We start from the raw sequence: 17596 nt of genomic DNA, 5'->3' as shown, positions 1-17596 counted from the left end.
CACCATGGGCATCAGCTCTGTCGCGGTGATCGGACTGGGATACATCGGCCTGCCGACGGCCGCGATCCTGGCGTCGCAGGACGTGACGGTCCTCGGGGTCGACATCAGTCAGAGGACCGTCGATGCGGTGAACCGCGGCGACGTACCGTTCGTCGAGCCGGACCTCGCGACGTACGTGGCGGGGGCCGTGACGCAGGGGAAGCTGAGCGCAGCGCTCACACCGTCCCCGGCGGACGCCTTCATCGTGGCTGTGCCCACGCCCTTCACGGATGGCATGAAGCCGGACCTGTCGTACATCCAGGCCGCTGCTCAGGCGATCGCGCCTCAGCTCCAGGGTGGCGAACTCTTGATCCTCGAGTCGACGTCCCCTCCCGGAGCGACGCAGCGCATGGCGGACTGGATCCTCGAGGCTCGTCCGGACCTGAGCCTCGACGGCTCGGGAAGCCGCCCGGTCATCCACGTCGCGCACTGTCCGGAGCGTGTGCTCCCTGGGCGCGTGATGATCGAGCTCGTCACGAACGACCGTATCGTCGGCGGGCTCACTGCCGAGGCTGCTGAGCGAGCTCGCGACCTCTACCAGGTGTTCTGCCAGGGCGAGATCCTCCTGACGGACGCCGTGACGGCGGAGATGGCCAAGCTCGTGGAGAACTCGTTCCGCGACGTGAACATCGCGTTCGCCAACGAACTCTCTGTCATCAGCGACAACCTGGGCATCGACGTCTGGGAACTCATCCGCCTCGCGAACCACCACCCGCGCGTGAACATCCTCCAGCCCGGCCCGGGTGTGGGGGGGCACTGCATCGCAGTGGACCCGTGGTTCATCGTCGACGCAGCCCCCGAGGACGCGCGCTTGATCCGCACCGCCCGGGAGGTCAACGATGCGAAGCCTCAGTGGGTCATCGACAAGGTGCGCACAGCCGCGGAGGGCGTCGCGAGCCCGACCGTGGCCGCACTGGGTCTCGCCTTCAAGGCGAACATCGATGACCTTCGCGAGTCTCCGGCGCGCAAGATCGTCGAACAGCTTGCGGACGAGATGGCCGATGGGACGATCCTCGTCGTCGAGCCGCACATCGAGGAACTCCCCAAGGAGCTGGCAAACCGTCGAAACGTCGAATTGGTGTCACTTGAGGACGCGTTGATGCGGGCCGACGTCTCGGTTCTCCTTGTCGACCATGATGCGTTCCACCAGGAGAACCTAAGGGAATCGGTGCCCTCGACGATCTCGATCGATACTCGGGGAATGTGGCGATGAACATGGTGAAGCGATATCTTTCTCGCAGTACCTCAACCACGAGAAGCGCACTAGGACGATTCGCCGTGGGAAGAGTTGGGGGAATTCGAACAATCATCGCGATTGCGATTGTAATACTTGGCGGAACTGCTCTCCTGCACCAGAACTATAGGGCACTCAGCGTATCGGCGGTTGCCATTCTCGTGGCAATCTATGTCGCAATCACCTCAGCCAATGACCGCCGACGCGATATTCGCGAGGGCCGTATTGAGAGCGCCGTCCGCCGCCTCGCCCAGGCCCCAGCACCCGCGCAATCGAGTGCCCGACCAAAAGGCGACTCAGCTACTTCGGCCGCACGCGGCAGCACGAATGGCGCGGCAGCACAAACGCCTGTGCCAACCGCGACCATGAATGCGTCCCGAACTGAAGATCCGGACGACGCTAGCCAGAACAGATCGAACTGGCCAATCGAGCGACAGATAATTCCGCGCATCGCAACTCCGGACGATATCGAACAGTCCTACGCCAACAAGGCGGAACGCGCGAAGGACGTGCGTGTTGCGATCATTTGTGACGAGTTTACGTACAACAGCTTCTCGCCCGAATTCGACGCGGTCGCCCTCGATCCCTCGTCGTGGCGGGAACAGATGGAAAAGCATCAACCAGAGTTTCTTCTGTGCGAATCCGCTTGGGCCGGCGTCGATCCGATCACCCGCCCCTGGCGCGGAATGATCTACGGAAGCGTAAAGTTCGCCTACGAGAACCGCAGTGTACTCTTCGATATTCTTTCGTACTGCAAAACCATGGGCATCCCAACGATCTTCTGGAACAAGGAAGATCCGACGCACTTCGGCGACAGGGTGAACGATTTTGTGGATACTGCAAGTCGATTCGACCACGTATTCACTACGGCTGAAGAGTGCATCCCGGACTACATGAAATTCATGGGGTCCGGGAGAGTCGGCCTTCTACCGTTCGCGGCGCAAACTCAACTATTCAACCCACTCCCGCTGCATGCTCGGCGAGACCAGATCATCTTCGCCGGGGCTTGGTACAGCATTCACGAAGAGCGCTCCAGCGCTATGCGGTCAATGTTCAATGACGTAATCAAATCTGGCCGATCGCTCGCGATCTACGACCGCGATTCCGCGGTCAATTCGCCTGACCGGCGGTACCCGGATGAGTACGCAAGGTACATCCACCCCGCGGTCAAACACAGTCTGACCGCGGACTTGTATCGCCGCGCAACCATCGGGATGAACGTCAATACGGTGACAACATCCAACAGCATGTTTGCGCGTCGAGTGTTCGAACTGGCCGCGTCGGGAACAATGGTTGTTTCCAACTATTCCCCGGGAATCGAAAGGTACTTCGGAGATTCCGTCGTGTTCATGGACAGGGATCGTGATCGTTTCCTTCAGTTAAACAAGGAAGAGATCGAATCCAACACCCTCCGAGGACAAGAAACGGTACTCGAGGCTCACACGTATGCGCACCGGGCTCAGACGATCCTCAGCGCCCTCGGCCGGACGGTATCGATGAGACCGCTACCCACGCTTGCGGCCAGGGTATCCTCCCTCAGCGACGCTGAAGTGATGGTTGGCGCTTACCGTCGACGAGCTGTTGAATTCCACCGCATGATCCTGATAGTGGACGCATCGGTGCCGACGCACCGCGTCGGAGAGTTCTTCACGCGATTCAATGACTCGATGTGCTCAGTAGTATCCGCGCGTCTCGCCACAAGCCAGCCTATCCAGCCCAGAACTATTCTAGAGACGCCGGATGTCCTGATGGTTGGAACACTGATTCCAAGCAAAGAGGTGATACGCCGCATGATGCTCCATCGCGCGTACTGCCTAAAGCCGATCGTTTCGGGGAACACGAGTGCTCTTCGCTGGGGGGCCAGCGCAGCTGACCAACCGATTCTCATGAGTGCGGCGGACTTCCTTCCGATGACGATGCGGCCACATCTAGCGCTCCCGGTCTTGGAGGTCCCTTCGGTATGAACGCTCGTTTGATGGCATCTCAGCCTTTCTTGACAATTATTGTGCCGATGCACAACGCTCAACACAAGATGGGACCTTGCCTCGATAGCCTTCGTGATCTCGATTTGGAGGTCGCGCATGAAGTTATTTTCGTAGATGACTCTTCGAGCGACGGTACCTTCGAGCGACTTCTTGAGGAATCGAGCGACATCGATCAATGGCGCGTCCTGCGCACGGAAGAGAACAGTGGGACCCCGTCCGTCGGTCGAAATATGGGAATAGACGCGGCTCGAGGAGAATGGCTGTTTTTCCTCGACGGCGATGATGCCATACGTCCGCGCGGAATCAATGCCGCAGTCGATCGGGCGTTGAGGGATGACGTTGACATCGTCCGCGGCTCTGTCGATCTCCACTATGTCGGTGTTCGTGAGCTAACGATCGATAGAATTCGACCCGAAGCACTGGTCGGTGACAAACTTGCGCGCGTCTCGGCAATCGCCAAGCATCAGAGCCTTACATGCATGGCGCTTATTCGTAGGAGCCTGGTCGTCGAGAATGGAGTTCAGTTCGACCAAGCAGTTCGAATGGGCGAGGATATCGTATTTACCGCCGAACTGTTGACGTGTGCGAGCGACGTAGATTATGTCGACATGCCGCTCTTTCAATACTGGCGCCGACAAGCCGGCGGAAACTCGGCCATGCACTCTTTGGGTTCTCGTGAAGTTTCAGAACTTGCTCATTCCTGGACTCGGGTCGAAGAGTTCTTCCGAGGCCTTGGGTTGAGCTACATCGAACTACACGGTGCAAGTACGATTGGTTATGCGCTTCGTCAGCTTATCCAGCATCGACGTGAAGAGATCTCCCGCGATGCATTCACGCAGCTTGCCGCGTTCTTTAGCAAGTATCGCGACAGTGTTGCGGCGCTGGTCATCCCCGAACGAGTTGAATCAATTATTGATGCGCTTGTCTGCGACGACTACATAGCATTTGTACACGAGATTCGTCCCCGCATGCTCATTGCGGGTCACGATCTCAAGTTTATCCGCGATGCCGAGCCTGAACTGTCATCCGTGTTCAATATCCGATATGACGAATGGCCGTCTGAGCGCGTACACGATGTATCAGAGTCCCGGGCGGGGGCGGCTTGGGCGGACGTAGTGTGGTGCGAGTGGCTTACGGCGTGTGCCGTATGGTACTCGAACAACGTGACACCAGGCACAAAGCTGATTGTCAGGGTGCACAGATACGAACTTGGAAGAGACTATGGCTTCCAAATCAACGAGGCTTCCGTGTCAGCCTTTGTCACCATCGCACCTCACTGTTATGAGGATGTTGTTGATCGGTTTGGCTACGCGCGTTCCAAGGTACGCTTCATACCAAACTACTATAGGACGTCAGACTACCTTCGTGGCGAGGGAATCGAACGCCTTAAGCGGTTGGCGATGATTGGCATTGCGCCGCGCCGTAAAGGCTATCTCGCTGGGCTGCAGGTACTGAATGAGTTGCGCGCTTCGGGGGAGGACTACACTCTGAGCGTTCTTGGAAGAGCACCGAATGAGTACCCGTGGATAGACTCTGATCCAGAGGAGCGCGCGTACTACGCCGCATGCGAGTCATATATCGAGGATATGGGGTTGCGCGAGGCGGTCAAGTTCGAGGGTTGGGTGGACACGTACACCGCAACCAAAGAGTTCGGCTTCGTGCTCTCTATGAGTGAGCACGAAGGATCGCATGTTGGGCCGGGCGAGGCATTCTGTGCTGGGAACCAAGGACTGTTTCTACCTTGGAGGGGCGTTGAGTACGTCTATCCTGAGCAGTTTGTCTTCTCGACGACGTCCGAGATGGTTCATCATATTCGTAGCAGTCAAAACCTGGCGGACTTCCAAGTTCTCGCTGAGAAGGGGCGCTCGTACATGGTTGACACTTACGACGTGTCGGCGTTTCTCGACCGAGTAGTAGACCTTTGGCGATCGCTATGACACCGAATCGGCTCGGTTCATACGTTGGCGCGTACCGCGATTTTTCGCCGCATGGCTGGGCGGTGAAGCCCAGTACTGCGCCTCAGGAATTTGAAGTGCGGCTACCAAACGGCTTTTTGTTCCAGATCGATGACCGCTTCTTCCCGATTGAATGGTGGAAGGTCTTTGACTATAATCATGTGACAACGCGCTTGTGGCATCGATCGCTTTGCTATCTCCCACTCCTCGCACGCGAGGCGGGCGGGTGGCAAAGGGTTAGCCAGATTCTCGTGGAGTTTCTAGACCTCATGAAGCGTGCGGCCGACGAGCCCACAATCCTGGGGATGAACAGCCTAGATCATGCGATCGCTCTCCAGCTTCGTAGCCTTTGCGCACTGCGCGCCCAGCTCCATGCCGAGCCAGTCATTGACTTGATTGATATTGACGCCCTGGACGCGATCATGGTGGAGACGGTCGCGCTCCTTGAGGTTCACGCCAGGTCAGAGGGCTTTCGCCTGGTGAACAATCATGGCATTATGCTCGGTCTGGCTCTCATGCACTCACAGTGGGTCTTCGATGACGTCCTCCGTGATGAATCGCAACTGGCTGACGATGAACGATGGCTACTGGCAAGTCTTGATGAGATCGTCGACCAGGACGGCATCGTATTCGAGAATACGCCGCAGTATCAAAGGCTCTACATCGACGCCATCGAGCAGATTTCGGAGGTGGCGCGAGATCTCTTGGGAGATCGCAATTCGGCGCAATCCTTTGCGCTAAGGTTCGCACGTGTTGTCGAGGGGTACCGCCATCTGATTTCGGCTCATGGTACTGTTCCCGCGATAGGCGATGCTCAACGCACCAAGGACCACAAGTACACGTATGTCCCAGGAGTCTTTGTATCGCCGGGGAACGGAATCTACGTTCGTAACACTTCACGGGCCCAGCTGGCAATTTCATCGGGATGTCGATCTCATGTTCACAAGCACATGGATGACTCCGCGATCCGGCTCCTGGTAGATGATATTGACGTTGTCATCGACGGGGGTCTCATAAACTACGACTCCGGTGATCCGGACGCGGTGGCGGTTCGCGGCCAACTGGGACACAGTGGATTGTTCTTTCGGGAGTTCGACACAAAACCATGCCATTGGTTCTATCCGGCTGGCGCCCCGGCGAAGGTGGACGCGTCGCTCGTTCACTGGGTGGGCGATGATGGACGCGACGTCGTGGACTGTCGATATATTATTGGCAGTTGTGAGGCGCAGCGGCGCATCGAGGTTCTTTCTGCAACCGATTTGGTAGTTACTGATCGCTGTTGGGGTCCCGCGGAGGCGGTTCAGCGATTCCTAATCCCACCCTCATCTACTGTCGCTGTCAGTTCCAGCTCAGTTGTCGCGAGTATTGGTGAGGGCTTGGCGCTTCGTGTCGAAGCGATGGACGTGTCGACCGACACGGAGTGGACGATCGGGCGAGCTGCCGTTGGCCTGGAGCGGATGCGCTCGGAGACTTGGGTTCTCGAGCGTCCTGTAGGGGCGGGAGGTGAACCCGTGCGCACACGTTTGTCCGTCGTCGATTCCGCGGGGAACACTATCGACGAAGGAGGTCTCAATGTCGTCTGATGGCGCTTGTACGCCCGATGGGCCGGTGCGCGTCTTTGTCTATGGTAGTTGCGTGGGTCGGGATTCGATAGGATCGTCAGAGACGTCAGAGACGTCACTTCTGGACTATGTCGCTAGGCAGAGCATCATAAGCTCAATGGGACCGCCGGTTGATTCTCCTGTCGCAATCTCTGCGTCGCTCAAATCTACCTTTCAGCGCTCGATGGTTGATGGGGACTTGTCGAGTAGTTTGTCGGCACGAGTCTCGCGCAGTCATGCAAAAATCGACGTCTTGCTTTGGGATCTGACGGACGAACGGTTTGGTGTGCGACATGCAGAGGGTGGCGGGTACTTCACTCCCACGAGTGAGGCGGTCGTCGGTTTCGCGAGCGACCCGGTCTTCCGGAACTCTCGTCTGATTCCCTTTGGGTCCGACGAGCATTTTGCGCTATTTCAAGATGCCGCAAGCAGGTTTGCTGAGTTCTTGAACGGGCTAGAGTTGTTTAGTTCAGTCCTGGTTTTGGGGGTTCCGCACTCGGACAGAGTTGACGTTAATGGAGTGATTGCGGTTGACTCGGTCTTAACTGGTAGCGCACGGTTAGGGAATGCGCAGTTCGGTCGCTATCTGAATTTCCTCTCCGAGAGACTCGGTTTCGCTCTCCTTGCCCTGCCTCATGCGCGTGTCTCGGTGGATTCGGAGCACAAGTGGGGGCTTGCGCCATTTCATTATTCACGAAAGGTCTATGGTGACGTGCTAGAGGGGGTGCTAGCGACGGGCCGCGCCCGCCAGGAACGAGACCGCATGAATATGTCGGCGCCGCCACGCCTAGTGGATAGATCCTTCGCTGGTGAGCGTCGCTTGTTTACGTGGGGCACCCTCTCGGACCTGTTGGATTCCGATGAACTCGCGCCCGGAATTCATACCGTTCGTATTGAACACGGCATGGAACTAGATTTTACGATTTCGGGACCTCTGGGCGACAACGCAAATGTTCCAGTGTTCTTCACGGGTGCAATTTCTGAGGCCTATTCAAGAGCGCCTGTCTTTGTTGGCGCCGGAATTGCTGGTGAGCTTGGGGTTCCGTATGTTTCGTTTGCGGATCCGACGCTCTACCATGCTCCTCGGCCGCTTCTCGGTTGGTACCTTGGGAGTGAGTTTGGCGACTTGGTTGGTTCTTTGACATCAATTCTCGACCACATCGCCGAGGTGTCAGGGTGTCGCTTCATCATGTGCGGCGGGTCGGGCGGCGGCTTCGCGGCCCTGCACTTTGCATCAAGAATGAACCACTTGCGGGCTTCGGCGTTTGTGTGGAACGCTCAGACGGATGTTCTCCGATATGGCTGGTCCAGTGTTGATTCGTATCTTGCTTCGAGTTTTCCGAGCGAGTACGTTCTTCACGCCGCGCATGCGAATTTGGATGAGTGGCGGCTCGGACTTGGAGAGCGCAGTGTGCAGTCGTCTTTGCTCGAGCCGGGGACTATCGCTGGCCTCCGAAACGTTCTGTTTGTCCAGGAAGAGGCTGATTGGCACGTTCAGGCTCATTTTGAGCCCTTATTGCGTGCCGCTGTGGCGAAGCGTGTCAGTCCAGATCGATGGCGTGCGCCGGGAGACGTTGTCTTCGTTCTGAAGAGTTGGAGCGGTTCTCATACCCCTCCCTCTCGCCAAATTCTAACGGGTGCCCTCCGTTTATTTCTCGAGGGTCGGTCGGCAACTGAGACTGCTGACGGGCTTGAAGGGCTGGAGTGGTAGTCGCTTTGTGTTTCGATAGTATTGGCGTCTCGCTTGGAGGTGTCCGTCTGGTTCGCAGTCGACGGGCCCTGAATTCTTTGGTGCTGATGATGGATGGGTGATTTGAGGACCTTCTCCGGTGGCTTATCTGTGCACATAGGGCCCGCTGGTGCCACAGTTGTGCTTGCCTAGTTGCTGGTGGTGGGCGCGGCAGGTGTGGTCAGACTTCACTGCGGGACGGGAGGCGCAGTTGTCGTATGCCCCGGTGTTCCGATGCTCACCGGCTGTCTTATTTCCTAGACGACGTTAAGTTCTTCAAAGATTGAAGAACGCGTTCGCGCGATTTCCCATCTCCGTATGGATTGAGTGCACGGGCCATGCTCTGGTAGGTCGCGGTGTCTGTAAGCAGCTCGGTGACGCTCGCGACGATGCGCTCCTCGTCGGTTCCGATGAGGCGGACGGTGCCCGCGGTGACAGCCTCAGGGCGCTCTGTGTTCTCACGCATCACCAGGACGGGCTTGCCCAGGCTGGGTGCTTCCTCCTGGACGCCGCCCGAGTCCGTCAGGATGACGGTCGAGAGCGCGAGCATCCTGGTGAACTCGCCGTACCCCAGGGGCTCCGTGACCGTGACGTTCGCGAGGCCGACGAGGTGGGGGAGCACAGCCTCGCGGACGATCGGGTTCCGGTGAGCGGGAAGGACGATCTCGAGCTCGGGGAACGCCAGCGCGATGCGAGCGAGCGCGCGGCCGACGCTCTCCATCGCACCGCCCCAGTTCTCGCGGCGGTGCGTGGTCACCAGAAGAATGCGGCGGCCTGAGGCCGCCAGGGCTTCCAGCGCCGGGTCCGCGAAGGGACGGTCCTTGCCGACGGTCATGAGGAGCGCATCGATGACGGTGTTCCCGGTGATCACGATCGTCGACTCATCGACCCCTTCAGCCAGCAGGTTGGCCCGGGAGACGTCCGTCGGCGCCAGGTGCAGTGCTGCGATCTGAGTCGTGATCTTGCGGTTTGCTTCCTCGGGGAACGGTGAGGAGATGTCACCGCTCCGCAGCCCGGCCTCGAGGTGGATCACCGGGATCTTGCGGTAGAACGCGGCGAGGGCAGCGGCCGTCGACGTCGACGTGTCACCCTGGACGATCACGGCCGCGGGCTCCTCTTTCTCAAGGATCGGATCGAGCCCGTCGATCACTCGCGCGAAGATCTGCGCGAGGGTCTGCCCGTGGCTCATGATGCTCAGGTCGTGGTCCGGCACGATCCCGAACAGCTCGTTGACCTGGTCCAGCATCTCGCGGTGCTGGCCCGTCACCACCGTGACGCTGTCGAACTCGTCGCTCGCCTCGAGTGCCTTGATAACGGGAGCCACCTTGATGGCCTCAGGACGGGTGCCGTACACGGTCATGATGCGGGGGCGCATCGCTACCTACTCTCTGCATTGTCGGCGCGGGTCTTCGGCCGCTGCCCTCGTACGTGGCGGGGGGTGTAGAGCTTCCCCGGGGGTTCTTCGATCTTGACGAACGTGTCCTCACGCTCGCTGAGCGCGTCCTCGATGATCGTCTTGGCTTCCTCGGGCTTCTCCTTGGCGATCGCCCAAGCCCACTTGCGGTAGCGCAAGGCCACATCCTCGGCGGGACCATCCAGGATGAGACGGCCGTGATTGAGCCAGATAGCCCGGGTGCAGGTTTCCTCGATGGTCTGGGCGGCGTGGCTCACGAGGAAGACGGTGCCCGCGTTCTCGCGGAGCTTCTCCATCCGGACCTCGCTGCGCTCCTTGAACGCGGCGTCCCCCGTGGCCAGGGCCTCGTCGATCAGAAGGATGTCCGGGTTCGCTGCCGTCGCGATGGCAAAGCGGAGGCGAGAGCCCATGCCCGACGAGTACGTCTTCATGGGAAGGTAGATGGACTTCCCGAGACCCGCGAGCTTGATGACGTCCGGAACAGCCAGGGCGGTCTCCTCGGGGGAGAGGCCCATGGCGAGGCATCCGAGCCGGACGTTTTGTTCACCCGACAGGTCTGGGACGAGCGCGGCGTTGACACCGATCAGAACCGGGCTGCTCTCGGCGAGCACCTGTCCGCGCGCCGGCTTCTCGAGGCCCGCGATGATGCGTAGCAGCGTGCTCTTGCCCGAGCCGTTCTGACCGACAATGCCGATCTGCTCACCGGATCGAGCGACGAACGAGATGCCGGCGAGGGCGCGCACCAAGACCATGGGCTGCTGACCCAGGAGCGTCTTGGCGGCACGTGCTAGGGGGTTCGCTCGGCGCCTTTCGGCCATGTCGGTCGACGGGACGCGGTAGCGGACGTGGACATCCTGGACCGCCACAGTCGCCGAGGCGAACGGATCAGAGACGGCCATACGACTCCTCCCCCTGCCAGAAGACGAGGAAGCCCACGATCAGAGCACCGAAGGCCCAAGCACTCAGGGCGAGCCACATGGATCCGGGTGAGTCCAGACCGTAGAGAAGACTGTTGCGCACGATGGTCAGGACCATGAACATCGGGTTGGCTTCCATGAGCGACAAGATCGTGGGGTGGTCGATGAATTTCTCATAGGAGAAGAAGACCGCAGATCCATAGAGCCATAGACGCATCGCGAACGAGATGAGTTGGTTGAGGTCCGGAAGTTTGGCGGCTGCACGCGCGAGTAACAGAGCGAGGCCAGTACAGAAGATCACCTGGAGTGCGAGGACAAGTGGGACCAGTACAAGGCGCCAGGTGAGCACCTCGGAGGGCGGGAGAACGAGGATGATCGCGAACATAGCCGCCAGGACGGGGATCATGTTGAGCATCTCGCGGAGCACCACGGAGATGGGGAGTGCCGCACGGGGAAAGGCGAACGCTCGGATGAGGTTCCGTCCGGCCGTGATGGACCTGGCGCCCCCCGTCACACAGCGCGTCGTGAACGAGAAGAGGAAGGTGCCGATGATCAGGTACCCGACGAAGTTCTCGACCCCACGGCCGGACTGCAGCAGCAGTCCGAAGATCAGGAAGTACGTCAGCCCGTCCAGGATCGGCTTGAGCACGAGCCACGCGGTGCCGAGCAGCGTCTCGCGTGTCCCGCTCGTGACCTTGGCGCGTGCGTCTGCCCACAGGAAGTAGCGCCGGTCCCAGAGCTGGGCGATGTACTCGCCGAGCGGCGGACGCGCCCCGACCCGCGTCAGGCGCCCCGCCGAGATCACCTCGACCTTGGTCTCGGGCCCCTCGAAGAGCATCGAGTAGAGGTCGACCGGGCTGGCCTTCCCCTCCGTCTGCCCCGTCGTGGGAGCCTTCGATGATGCGGTCATGCGGTGAATCCTAGGCAACGTCGGTAGATACCCCGGTACGCATCCGCGTTTTTCGCCCACGTGCGCTCGCCCGCGAGTACTCGACCTCGGGCAACGAGCTCGCCGGCGAGGGCCGGGTCGTGCTGCAGCGACTCGATCGCATCCGCCCACCCGGGCAGGTCGTCGGGGGCGACGAGCAGCCCCCCGCGCGGCGCGTCGAGCACCTCGGCCAGGGCCGGCAGGTCGCTCGCGATCACGGGACGCCCGATCGCCATGGCCTCGACCGGCTTGAGGGGCGTGACCAGGCGGGTCACGCGGTCGTCGCGGCGCGGCACGAGGAAGGCGTCGAGCGCAGCCATGTACAGCGCAGCCTGCTCGTGGGGCACCCGCCCGGGGAGGATCGCGTGCGGCCCCAGGCCCAGCTCGTCGGCCAGGCGCAGCAGGCCTGGCCGGGCCACGCCGTCGCCCACGACGAGCGCTGTCACGTCCAGACCACGCTGACGCAGCAGCGCGACGGTGCGCAGGATCGTGTCGTGCCCCTCGTATCCGACGAGGCTGCTCACCGTGCCCACGACGAACGACACCTCGGGCAGCCCCAGCGACGCGCGGGCAGCGGCAGGCGCAGGGTGCTCCGTCAGGAGCGAGGAGCGCACAGCGTTCGGCACGACCGAGATCCGCTCGGACGGAACCCCTCGGGAGACCAGCTCGTCGCGCATGGTCGCGCTCAGGGTCACGACGGCGTCGGCGGCGACCGCGAGCTCGGTCTCCTTGGCGCGCAGAAGAGCGCGCCGCTCGGACCGCTCCGCGACCTCGCGGGCCTCGGGCGTGCCGTGCGAGGCGACCCATGTCTCCTCGGGCAGCCCGCGCACCTCGTAGACCCACGGGATCCCCAACCGCTCCGCGGCGGCACGGGTGACCTCTCCGTTGGTCCCGGGCGTCGTGGTGTGCAGGACGTCGGGCTCGAACGCCTCCGGGGCCCGGACGAGAAGGTCCGTGGCCTCCGAGGACCGGCGCGCCGGATCGTTCGGCAGCCCCGACGGGATGAGCCGTCGGTAGGAGATCCCGTCGACCACGTCGACCGCGCGCGCGCCCAACGACCCGATGGTCACGGGGTAGCCCGCACGCGTGGTCGCCTCGACCCGCATCCCCGCGTCGCGCTGCGCGGTGAGGACCGCGTGGGAACGCAGGGTGTACCCGCTCTGGGTGTGAGGCAACGAGTTGGTGAGGTGGTGCAGCACGGCGAGCGGCGCCGTCGGGCCGGGGGAGGACGGGACGACCACCCGCGACCGGACCTCCGCGCGCGGAGCGAGCGCATCGACCTGACCCAGCAGGCTGGACAGGACCCGCTGCTCGGCGCGACCCGACGCGTGCGCAGCACGCAGGGCCGTGACGTCCCCTCGCTGCCACAGCGCCCGCAGGCCCGCAGGGCCGGGGGAGGGCACGCCGTCGAGGAGGTCGGGGCGTCCGACGGCGACGGCGACCTCGGCGCCGATGCGCGAGCGCCCGCCCGACTTCTGGAGCAGTCGTGACGACTCGTCGGCAGCCCCGGACGAGTCACCTGCGAGGTAGCGCGAGAGAGCGCGAGGGGCCGAGGGGGACGGTGCGAGCCCCAGTGCGCGGACCACGACAGCTCTGACCCGGGACGGCGCGCGCCGTACGGCCTGGATCGCGAGCCACACCGGGTCGTCGAGGAGCGCATGCGTCGCGAAGGACGCGGCGAAGCGGACGTTGCGCGCGAGCTCGCGCGCGGAGGACAGACCGCTCATCGGGTGAGGCCGTCGAGCAGCGCGAGGTAGGTCTCGGCGAGGACGTCGTCGTTCGCGTGGGCCGCGACCCAGGCGCTGGCCGCGTGACTCGCGACGGGCGCGATCCCGGACGTGGCGTAGCCCGCCCAGAGGTTCGCGAGGGCCTCGACGTCACCGGGCGGCACCACGTCGCCCGCCTCGAGCGACAGGACCAGCTCGGCAGACTCTCCCGCGACGCACGCCGTGACGTGGTGACCCGATGCCATGACCTCGTACAGCTTGGACGGCACGGTCCACTGGAAGGGCTCCCAGTCGCGCAGCGAGACCACCAGGGTGTCGGCCCAGTTGTAGAGGGCGTCGATCTCGGCGTGCGGGATGGGCGGGCCGATCGTCACCGGGGCACCCAACGACCTGGCGAGCCCGGCGAGCTGCGTCGCGTCGTTGCCGGCGCCGACGATCCTGACCTCGATCGGCAGTCCGCGGGACTCGACCAGGGCAGCGGCGCGCACCACGACCTCGAGGCCCTGGGACCTGCCGAGCGTCCCGGCGTAGACGACGCGGAACGGACGGGGCGCGAGGTCCGTGCCCGCAGCCACGGCGGGGCGGCTGACCACGGGGAACGCCGTGCCGTTGCGCACGACGGCCACGTTGCGGGCGCCTCGGGAGCGGACGACGTCGGCGAACGTCTCCGTGGTGGTCACCACCAGGTCGGCGCGGGACTGCAGCCGCGTGATGACCCGGTGCGCGAGCGTCGTCGCGAACGCCCGCCCAGGGCGACGCTGGGCGAGCGAGCCGGTCATGATCCCGCTGGGACGGATGAGGTCCGGCCAGGCGTCTCTCATCTCGACGACCAGGGCCGCGCGGAAGATCCGCGCGAGCGCCCAGGCCGCGAACATGCTCGGGATCCCGGGCACGGTCCCGATCACGACCGTGGGGCGGACGGTCCGTCGGCGTAGACGCCGCCACCCCAGGTGGATCGAGCTCAGGGCCGCCACGAGATGGTCCAGGGTGCGGGAGACGAGCGACGTCGTGTGCTCCCGGTAGCGCACGCGGATGATGCGCTCACCGTGCGCGCCACGCGAGACCGTCCCGGGCAGGTGCGCCTCAGAGCCGGGGGCGAGGGTTCCCGAGGGGTAGTGCGGGGGTGGCGTGAGGACGCTCACATCGACGCCAGCCGGGATGAACCGGGCGACGAGCGCCCCCCACCGGCGCTGCGGGGCCCCCGTCTCGGGTGCGTAGTGATGGGTCACGAGGAGGACGCGATGCCCCGACGACGGCTTCTGCCGCGCGTGGAGCGCCCCCCTCGGTGCGCGACCGGCCATGTCCCCTGGTTTCTCTCAGTGATCCCGGCAGGTCGACATCGACACCGCTCGTGGTGTGGGCCGGTTCGGCCCGAAATATTGCACGTGTGTCCCACGTGTTCGACGCGAAACCTCCACAGTCTATCGCCGCGCGAGAGGGTCGTTGGCACGCCAAGAGTTGGGTAGGTGGGGTGAACATCCGCGCGAGGGCGCCAGATTCGGGGCCGGGGCGGCGTGAGGTCCCCTAGGATCTCTCCCGTGTCAGACAACGAGCTGCTCCCGGTCGGGACCGAGTCGACCCCAGGTTCCGGCGACGTCGGGGCTGGGCGTCGTCATGTCCGCAAGCGCAGGCACGGCACCAGGACCGCCTTGATCGTCCTGGGCGCGCTCGTTGCGGTGCTCTGCCTGGGAGGCGTCGCGGCCGTCGTCGCGTTCCGGAACAACCTCGACAGCAACATCGAGAAGCTCGCCGACCCGTTCGAGGGTATCCAGAACCGGCCGGAGGCTGCCCCGAGCGACCCTGCTCTGCCCAACGAGGCCGTCAACATCCTGGTGCTCGGGTCGGACAGCCGCATCTCGGCGGGGGACCCGTCGCAGTGGAAGGCGGGGGCGCAGCGCACCGACGCGATCATGCTCGTCCACCTGCCGGCCGACCGGAAGTCCGCTCAGGTGGTCTCGTTCCCCCGTGACAGCTGGGTGCCGATCCCGGGTCACGGAGAGGCCAAGATCAACGCGGCCTTCTCCTACGGCGGCCCGGCGCTCATGATCGAGACCGTCGAGCAGCTCACGGGCGTGCGGATCGACCACTTCGCGCTCACCGACTTCACGTCCTTCACGTCGCTGACCGACGCCCTGGGCGGCGTGCAGATCCGCATCCCCGAGGACATCAGCGACGGCAAGAAGGTCCAGTTCGAGGCCGGCGTGCACATCATGACCGGCGAGCAGGCCCTCGCCTACACGCGTCAGCGGCACGGCCTGCCCAACGGGGACTTCGGCCGTGCGCAGCGCCAGCAGAACTGGATGCGCTCGATCCTCGCCAAGGTCAACAACAACCGGAACGACGTGCCCCTCATGACGTCGTTCTTCACCGCCTTCAGCCAGTCCGTGGCGGTCGACGAGCAGTTCACGATGGACCGCATCCAGAACCTGTACATGAGTGCGCGCGGGCTGTCGACCAACGACGTCGCGTTCCTCACGGCTCCGCACAACGGCACGGGACGCTCGGCGGACGGCCAGTCGATCGTGGTGCTCAACCGTGAGCTGCTCGACCCCCTCATGGCGTCGTTCGCGAGCGACACCGCCGCGCAGTTCGTCGAGGAGAACAAGGGAGTGCTCACGGTGCTCCCAGCGACCGTGAAGTGACGGCCTTGAGCGACTCGACAGGTAACGCTGCGCGGTCCGTCCTGATCCACGGGAGCTGCGTCACGCGCGACGCGTTCGCGCTCCCGGGGGAGTCGGGTTTCCAGCTCGTGGACTACTTTGCGCGCAGCTCGCTCGCGAGCGCGTTCGCCGACCACGGCCTTCAGGGGGTCGACACCTCGACCATCCCGTCCCCCTTCCAGCGACGGATGGTCGATCGCGACCTGGGCAAGCACTTCTGGCGCGACCTCGCCGACGTGCGGGCGGACGTGATCGTCGTCGACCTCGTCGACGAGCGCTACGGGCTCCTGGTGGACGACCGCTCAGGCGTCGGGACCCCGTCGGCGGAGCTCCTGCGTGCGGACGGCATCTCGCCCGACCTCCACCGGGTCCTTCCCGGATCGATCCACTTCCTCATGGCCTGGGAGGCCGGTCGTCGTCGTTTCATGGCCGAGGCACGGGCGGCCGGTCTGGCGGACCGCATCGTCGTGCATCAGGCCCGCTGGGCCGAACGTTGTGCCGACGGGGCACCGTTCGACTACCAGGCGTCGGCCGACGCGAACCATCTGCTGGAGTACATGTACGGGCGGCTGCGGCAGGATCTCGCGCCCAACCAGTTCGTCCGGGTGCCGGCGCACCTCGTGGTCGGTGACCCCGACCACCGGTGGGGTCGTTCGCCCGTCCACTACGTCGAGGAGTACTACCGGACCTTCCTCGACCTGCTGGACCGCGCGACGGCGTCGCCCCGCCGCTGAGCGACGGCGTCGCCGGGCGCTGAGAGCGGCCTGCCCCGCCACTGAACAGTGGCTTGGTCCCGCCGCTGAGCGTCGCGGGGCGTCGCTCAGCGGCGGGACGGGTCGAGGGGCCCAGGGAGGTCGGTCAGGCAGCGGTTCCGTCGAGCACGACGAGCCCGTCCCGGAACGACACGTCCGCGACGCTGGCGCCGGGGAGGCGGGCCTGGAGGAGACGCTGGACGTCGAGCGCGATCCTCGCGTCGGGCAGGACGCGCACCGAGCCGGCCGGCAGCCCCTTGGCGGTGACGACCGTCTCGATCCGGCTCGCGGCGAGGCCGAGGAGCTTGTGCGCGGGCAAGCCGCCCGCGTGCGCGTCCACGGAGAACGTCGCGACGCCGTCGGTCACCTCGACCACGCGCAGCGTGGCGCGGACCGTGGGCGCGAGGCGGGTCGCGAGCTTGAGGGGGGCGGGCAGGCGCTTGACCTGGCGCGGTTCCGCGACGAGGTCGAGCGCGTCGTCGCGCCCCGAGACGGAGGTGATGAAGGACGGCAGATTGCGGCCCATGAGCCCGAGGAGGTGGAGCGTCTCGGCGAGGGTGAGTTCCTGATGCACGGCGCACACCATAGCGGACGTTCGGGGCGAGTCGGGTGCCCCGTCGGGAGCGTTCTCGTCCCACCCGAACCCTTTCCTTAC

Annotated in this window: 13 protein-coding genes; 7 read left to right on the top strand and 6 right to left on the bottom strand. The window is 63.6% G+C overall.

What is annotated here, in order from left to right; genetic code table 11:
- Positions 1–4 precede the first annotated feature (4 nt).
- The 5 genes from wecC to H9623_RS14480 all read left to right on the top strand — a co-directional run bounded on the left by wecC (position 5) and on the right by H9623_RS14480 (position 8525).
- Positions 5–1252: a UDP-N-acetyl-D-mannosamine dehydrogenase gene (gene wecC / locus H9623_RS14500; protein ID WP_193720763.1), complete on the top strand. Its 1248-nt coding sequence runs from the start codon at positions 5–7 to the stop codon at positions 1250–1252.
- Positions 1253–1434: 182 nt separating this feature from the next.
- The gene (locus H9623_RS20040; RefSeq protein ID WP_193720743.1) at positions 1435–3237 is read left to right on the top strand and encodes a CgeB family protein; all 1803 of its coding nucleotides are present in this window, start codon (positions 1435–1437) and stop codon (positions 3235–3237) included.
- An 11-nt stretch (positions 3238–3248) separates the two neighbouring features.
- On the top strand, positions 3249–5195 hold the full coding sequence (locus tag H9623_RS14490; RefSeq protein WP_193720742.1) for a glycosyltransferase: 1947 nt from the start codon (positions 3249–3251) through the stop codon (positions 5193–5195).
- Positions 5192–6796, top strand: a complete 1605-nt coding sequence (locus tag H9623_RS14485; RefSeq protein ID WP_193720741.1) for a heparinase II/III family protein — start codon at positions 5192–5194, stop codon at positions 6794–6796. Before H9623_RS14490 ends, H9623_RS14485 begins: the two co-directional genes overlap by 4 nt.
- Positions 6786–8525 (top strand): DUF6270 domain-containing protein, encoded by a 1740-nt coding sequence (locus H9623_RS14480; protein WP_227748705.1) that lies wholly within the window; start codon positions 6786–6788, stop codon positions 8523–8525. The genes H9623_RS14485 and H9623_RS14480 overlap by 11 nt, the downstream gene beginning before the upstream one ends.
- A gap of 268 nt (positions 8526–8793) precedes the next feature.
- On the opposite strand, the gene wecB is transcribed toward H9623_RS14480, so the two are convergent.
- Genes wecB through H9623_RS14455 form a run of 5 tightly spaced genes read right to left on the bottom strand, consistent with a single transcriptional unit; the run spans position 8794 to position 14758 of the window.
- Positions 8794–9918: a non-hydrolyzing UDP-N-acetylglucosamine 2-epimerase gene (wecB, locus tag H9623_RS14475; RefSeq protein WP_193720739.1), complete on the bottom strand. Its 1125-nt coding sequence runs from the start codon at positions 9916–9918 to the stop codon at positions 8794–8796.
- A gap of 2 nt (positions 9919–9920) precedes the next feature.
- A complete protein-coding gene (locus tag H9623_RS14470) occupies positions 9921–10856 on the bottom strand; it encodes an ABC transporter ATP-binding protein (RefSeq protein ID WP_193720738.1) in 936 nt (311 codons plus the stop codon).
- The gene (locus tag H9623_RS14465; RefSeq protein ID WP_193720737.1) at positions 10843–11784 is read right to left on the bottom strand and encodes an ABC transporter permease; all 942 of its coding nucleotides are present in this window, start codon (positions 11782–11784) and stop codon (positions 10843–10845) included. Before H9623_RS14465 ends, H9623_RS14470 begins: the two co-directional genes overlap by 14 nt.
- The gene (locus tag H9623_RS14460) at positions 11781–13529 is read right to left on the bottom strand and encodes a glycosyltransferase family 4 protein (RefSeq protein ID WP_193720736.1); all 1749 of its coding nucleotides are present in this window, start codon (positions 13527–13529) and stop codon (positions 11781–11783) included. Before H9623_RS14460 ends, H9623_RS14465 begins: the two co-directional genes overlap by 4 nt.
- Positions 13526–14758, bottom strand: coding sequence for a glycosyltransferase family 4 protein (locus H9623_RS14455; protein ID WP_321575459.1), 1233 nt, complete (start codon positions 14756–14758; stop codon positions 13526–13528). The genes H9623_RS14460 and H9623_RS14455 overlap by 4 nt, the downstream gene beginning before the upstream one ends.
- A 309-nt stretch (positions 14759–15067) precedes the next feature.
- On the opposite strand from H9623_RS14455, the gene H9623_RS14450 reads away from it, so the two are divergent.
- Both H9623_RS14450 and H9623_RS14445 read left to right on the top strand, forming a co-directional pair.
- Positions 15068–16171: an LCP family protein gene (locus H9623_RS14450; RefSeq protein ID WP_321575458.1), complete on the top strand. Its 1104-nt coding sequence runs from the start codon at positions 15068–15070 to the stop codon at positions 16169–16171.
- 5 nt (positions 16172–16176) lie between these two features.
- Positions 16177–16923, top strand: a complete 747-nt coding sequence (locus tag H9623_RS14445) for a DUF6270 domain-containing protein (protein WP_193720734.1) — start codon at positions 16177–16179, stop codon at positions 16921–16923.
- Positions 16924–17047: 124 nt separating this feature from the next.
- Here the strand turns inward: H9623_RS14445 and H9623_RS14440 are convergent, their stop codons facing one another.
- Positions 17048–17515, bottom strand: a complete 468-nt coding sequence (locus tag H9623_RS14440; protein ID WP_235534045.1) for a hypothetical protein — start codon at positions 17513–17515, stop codon at positions 17048–17050.
- Positions 17516–17596 lie beyond the last annotated feature (81 nt).

The sequence above is a fragment of the Oerskovia douganii genome, from assembly GCF_015142735.1.
GTDB classification, from domain to species: domain Bacteria; phylum Actinomycetota; class Actinomycetes; order Actinomycetales; family Cellulomonadaceae; genus Oerskovia; species Oerskovia douganii.
This window is presented reverse-complemented; position numbering and strand designations above follow the sequence as displayed.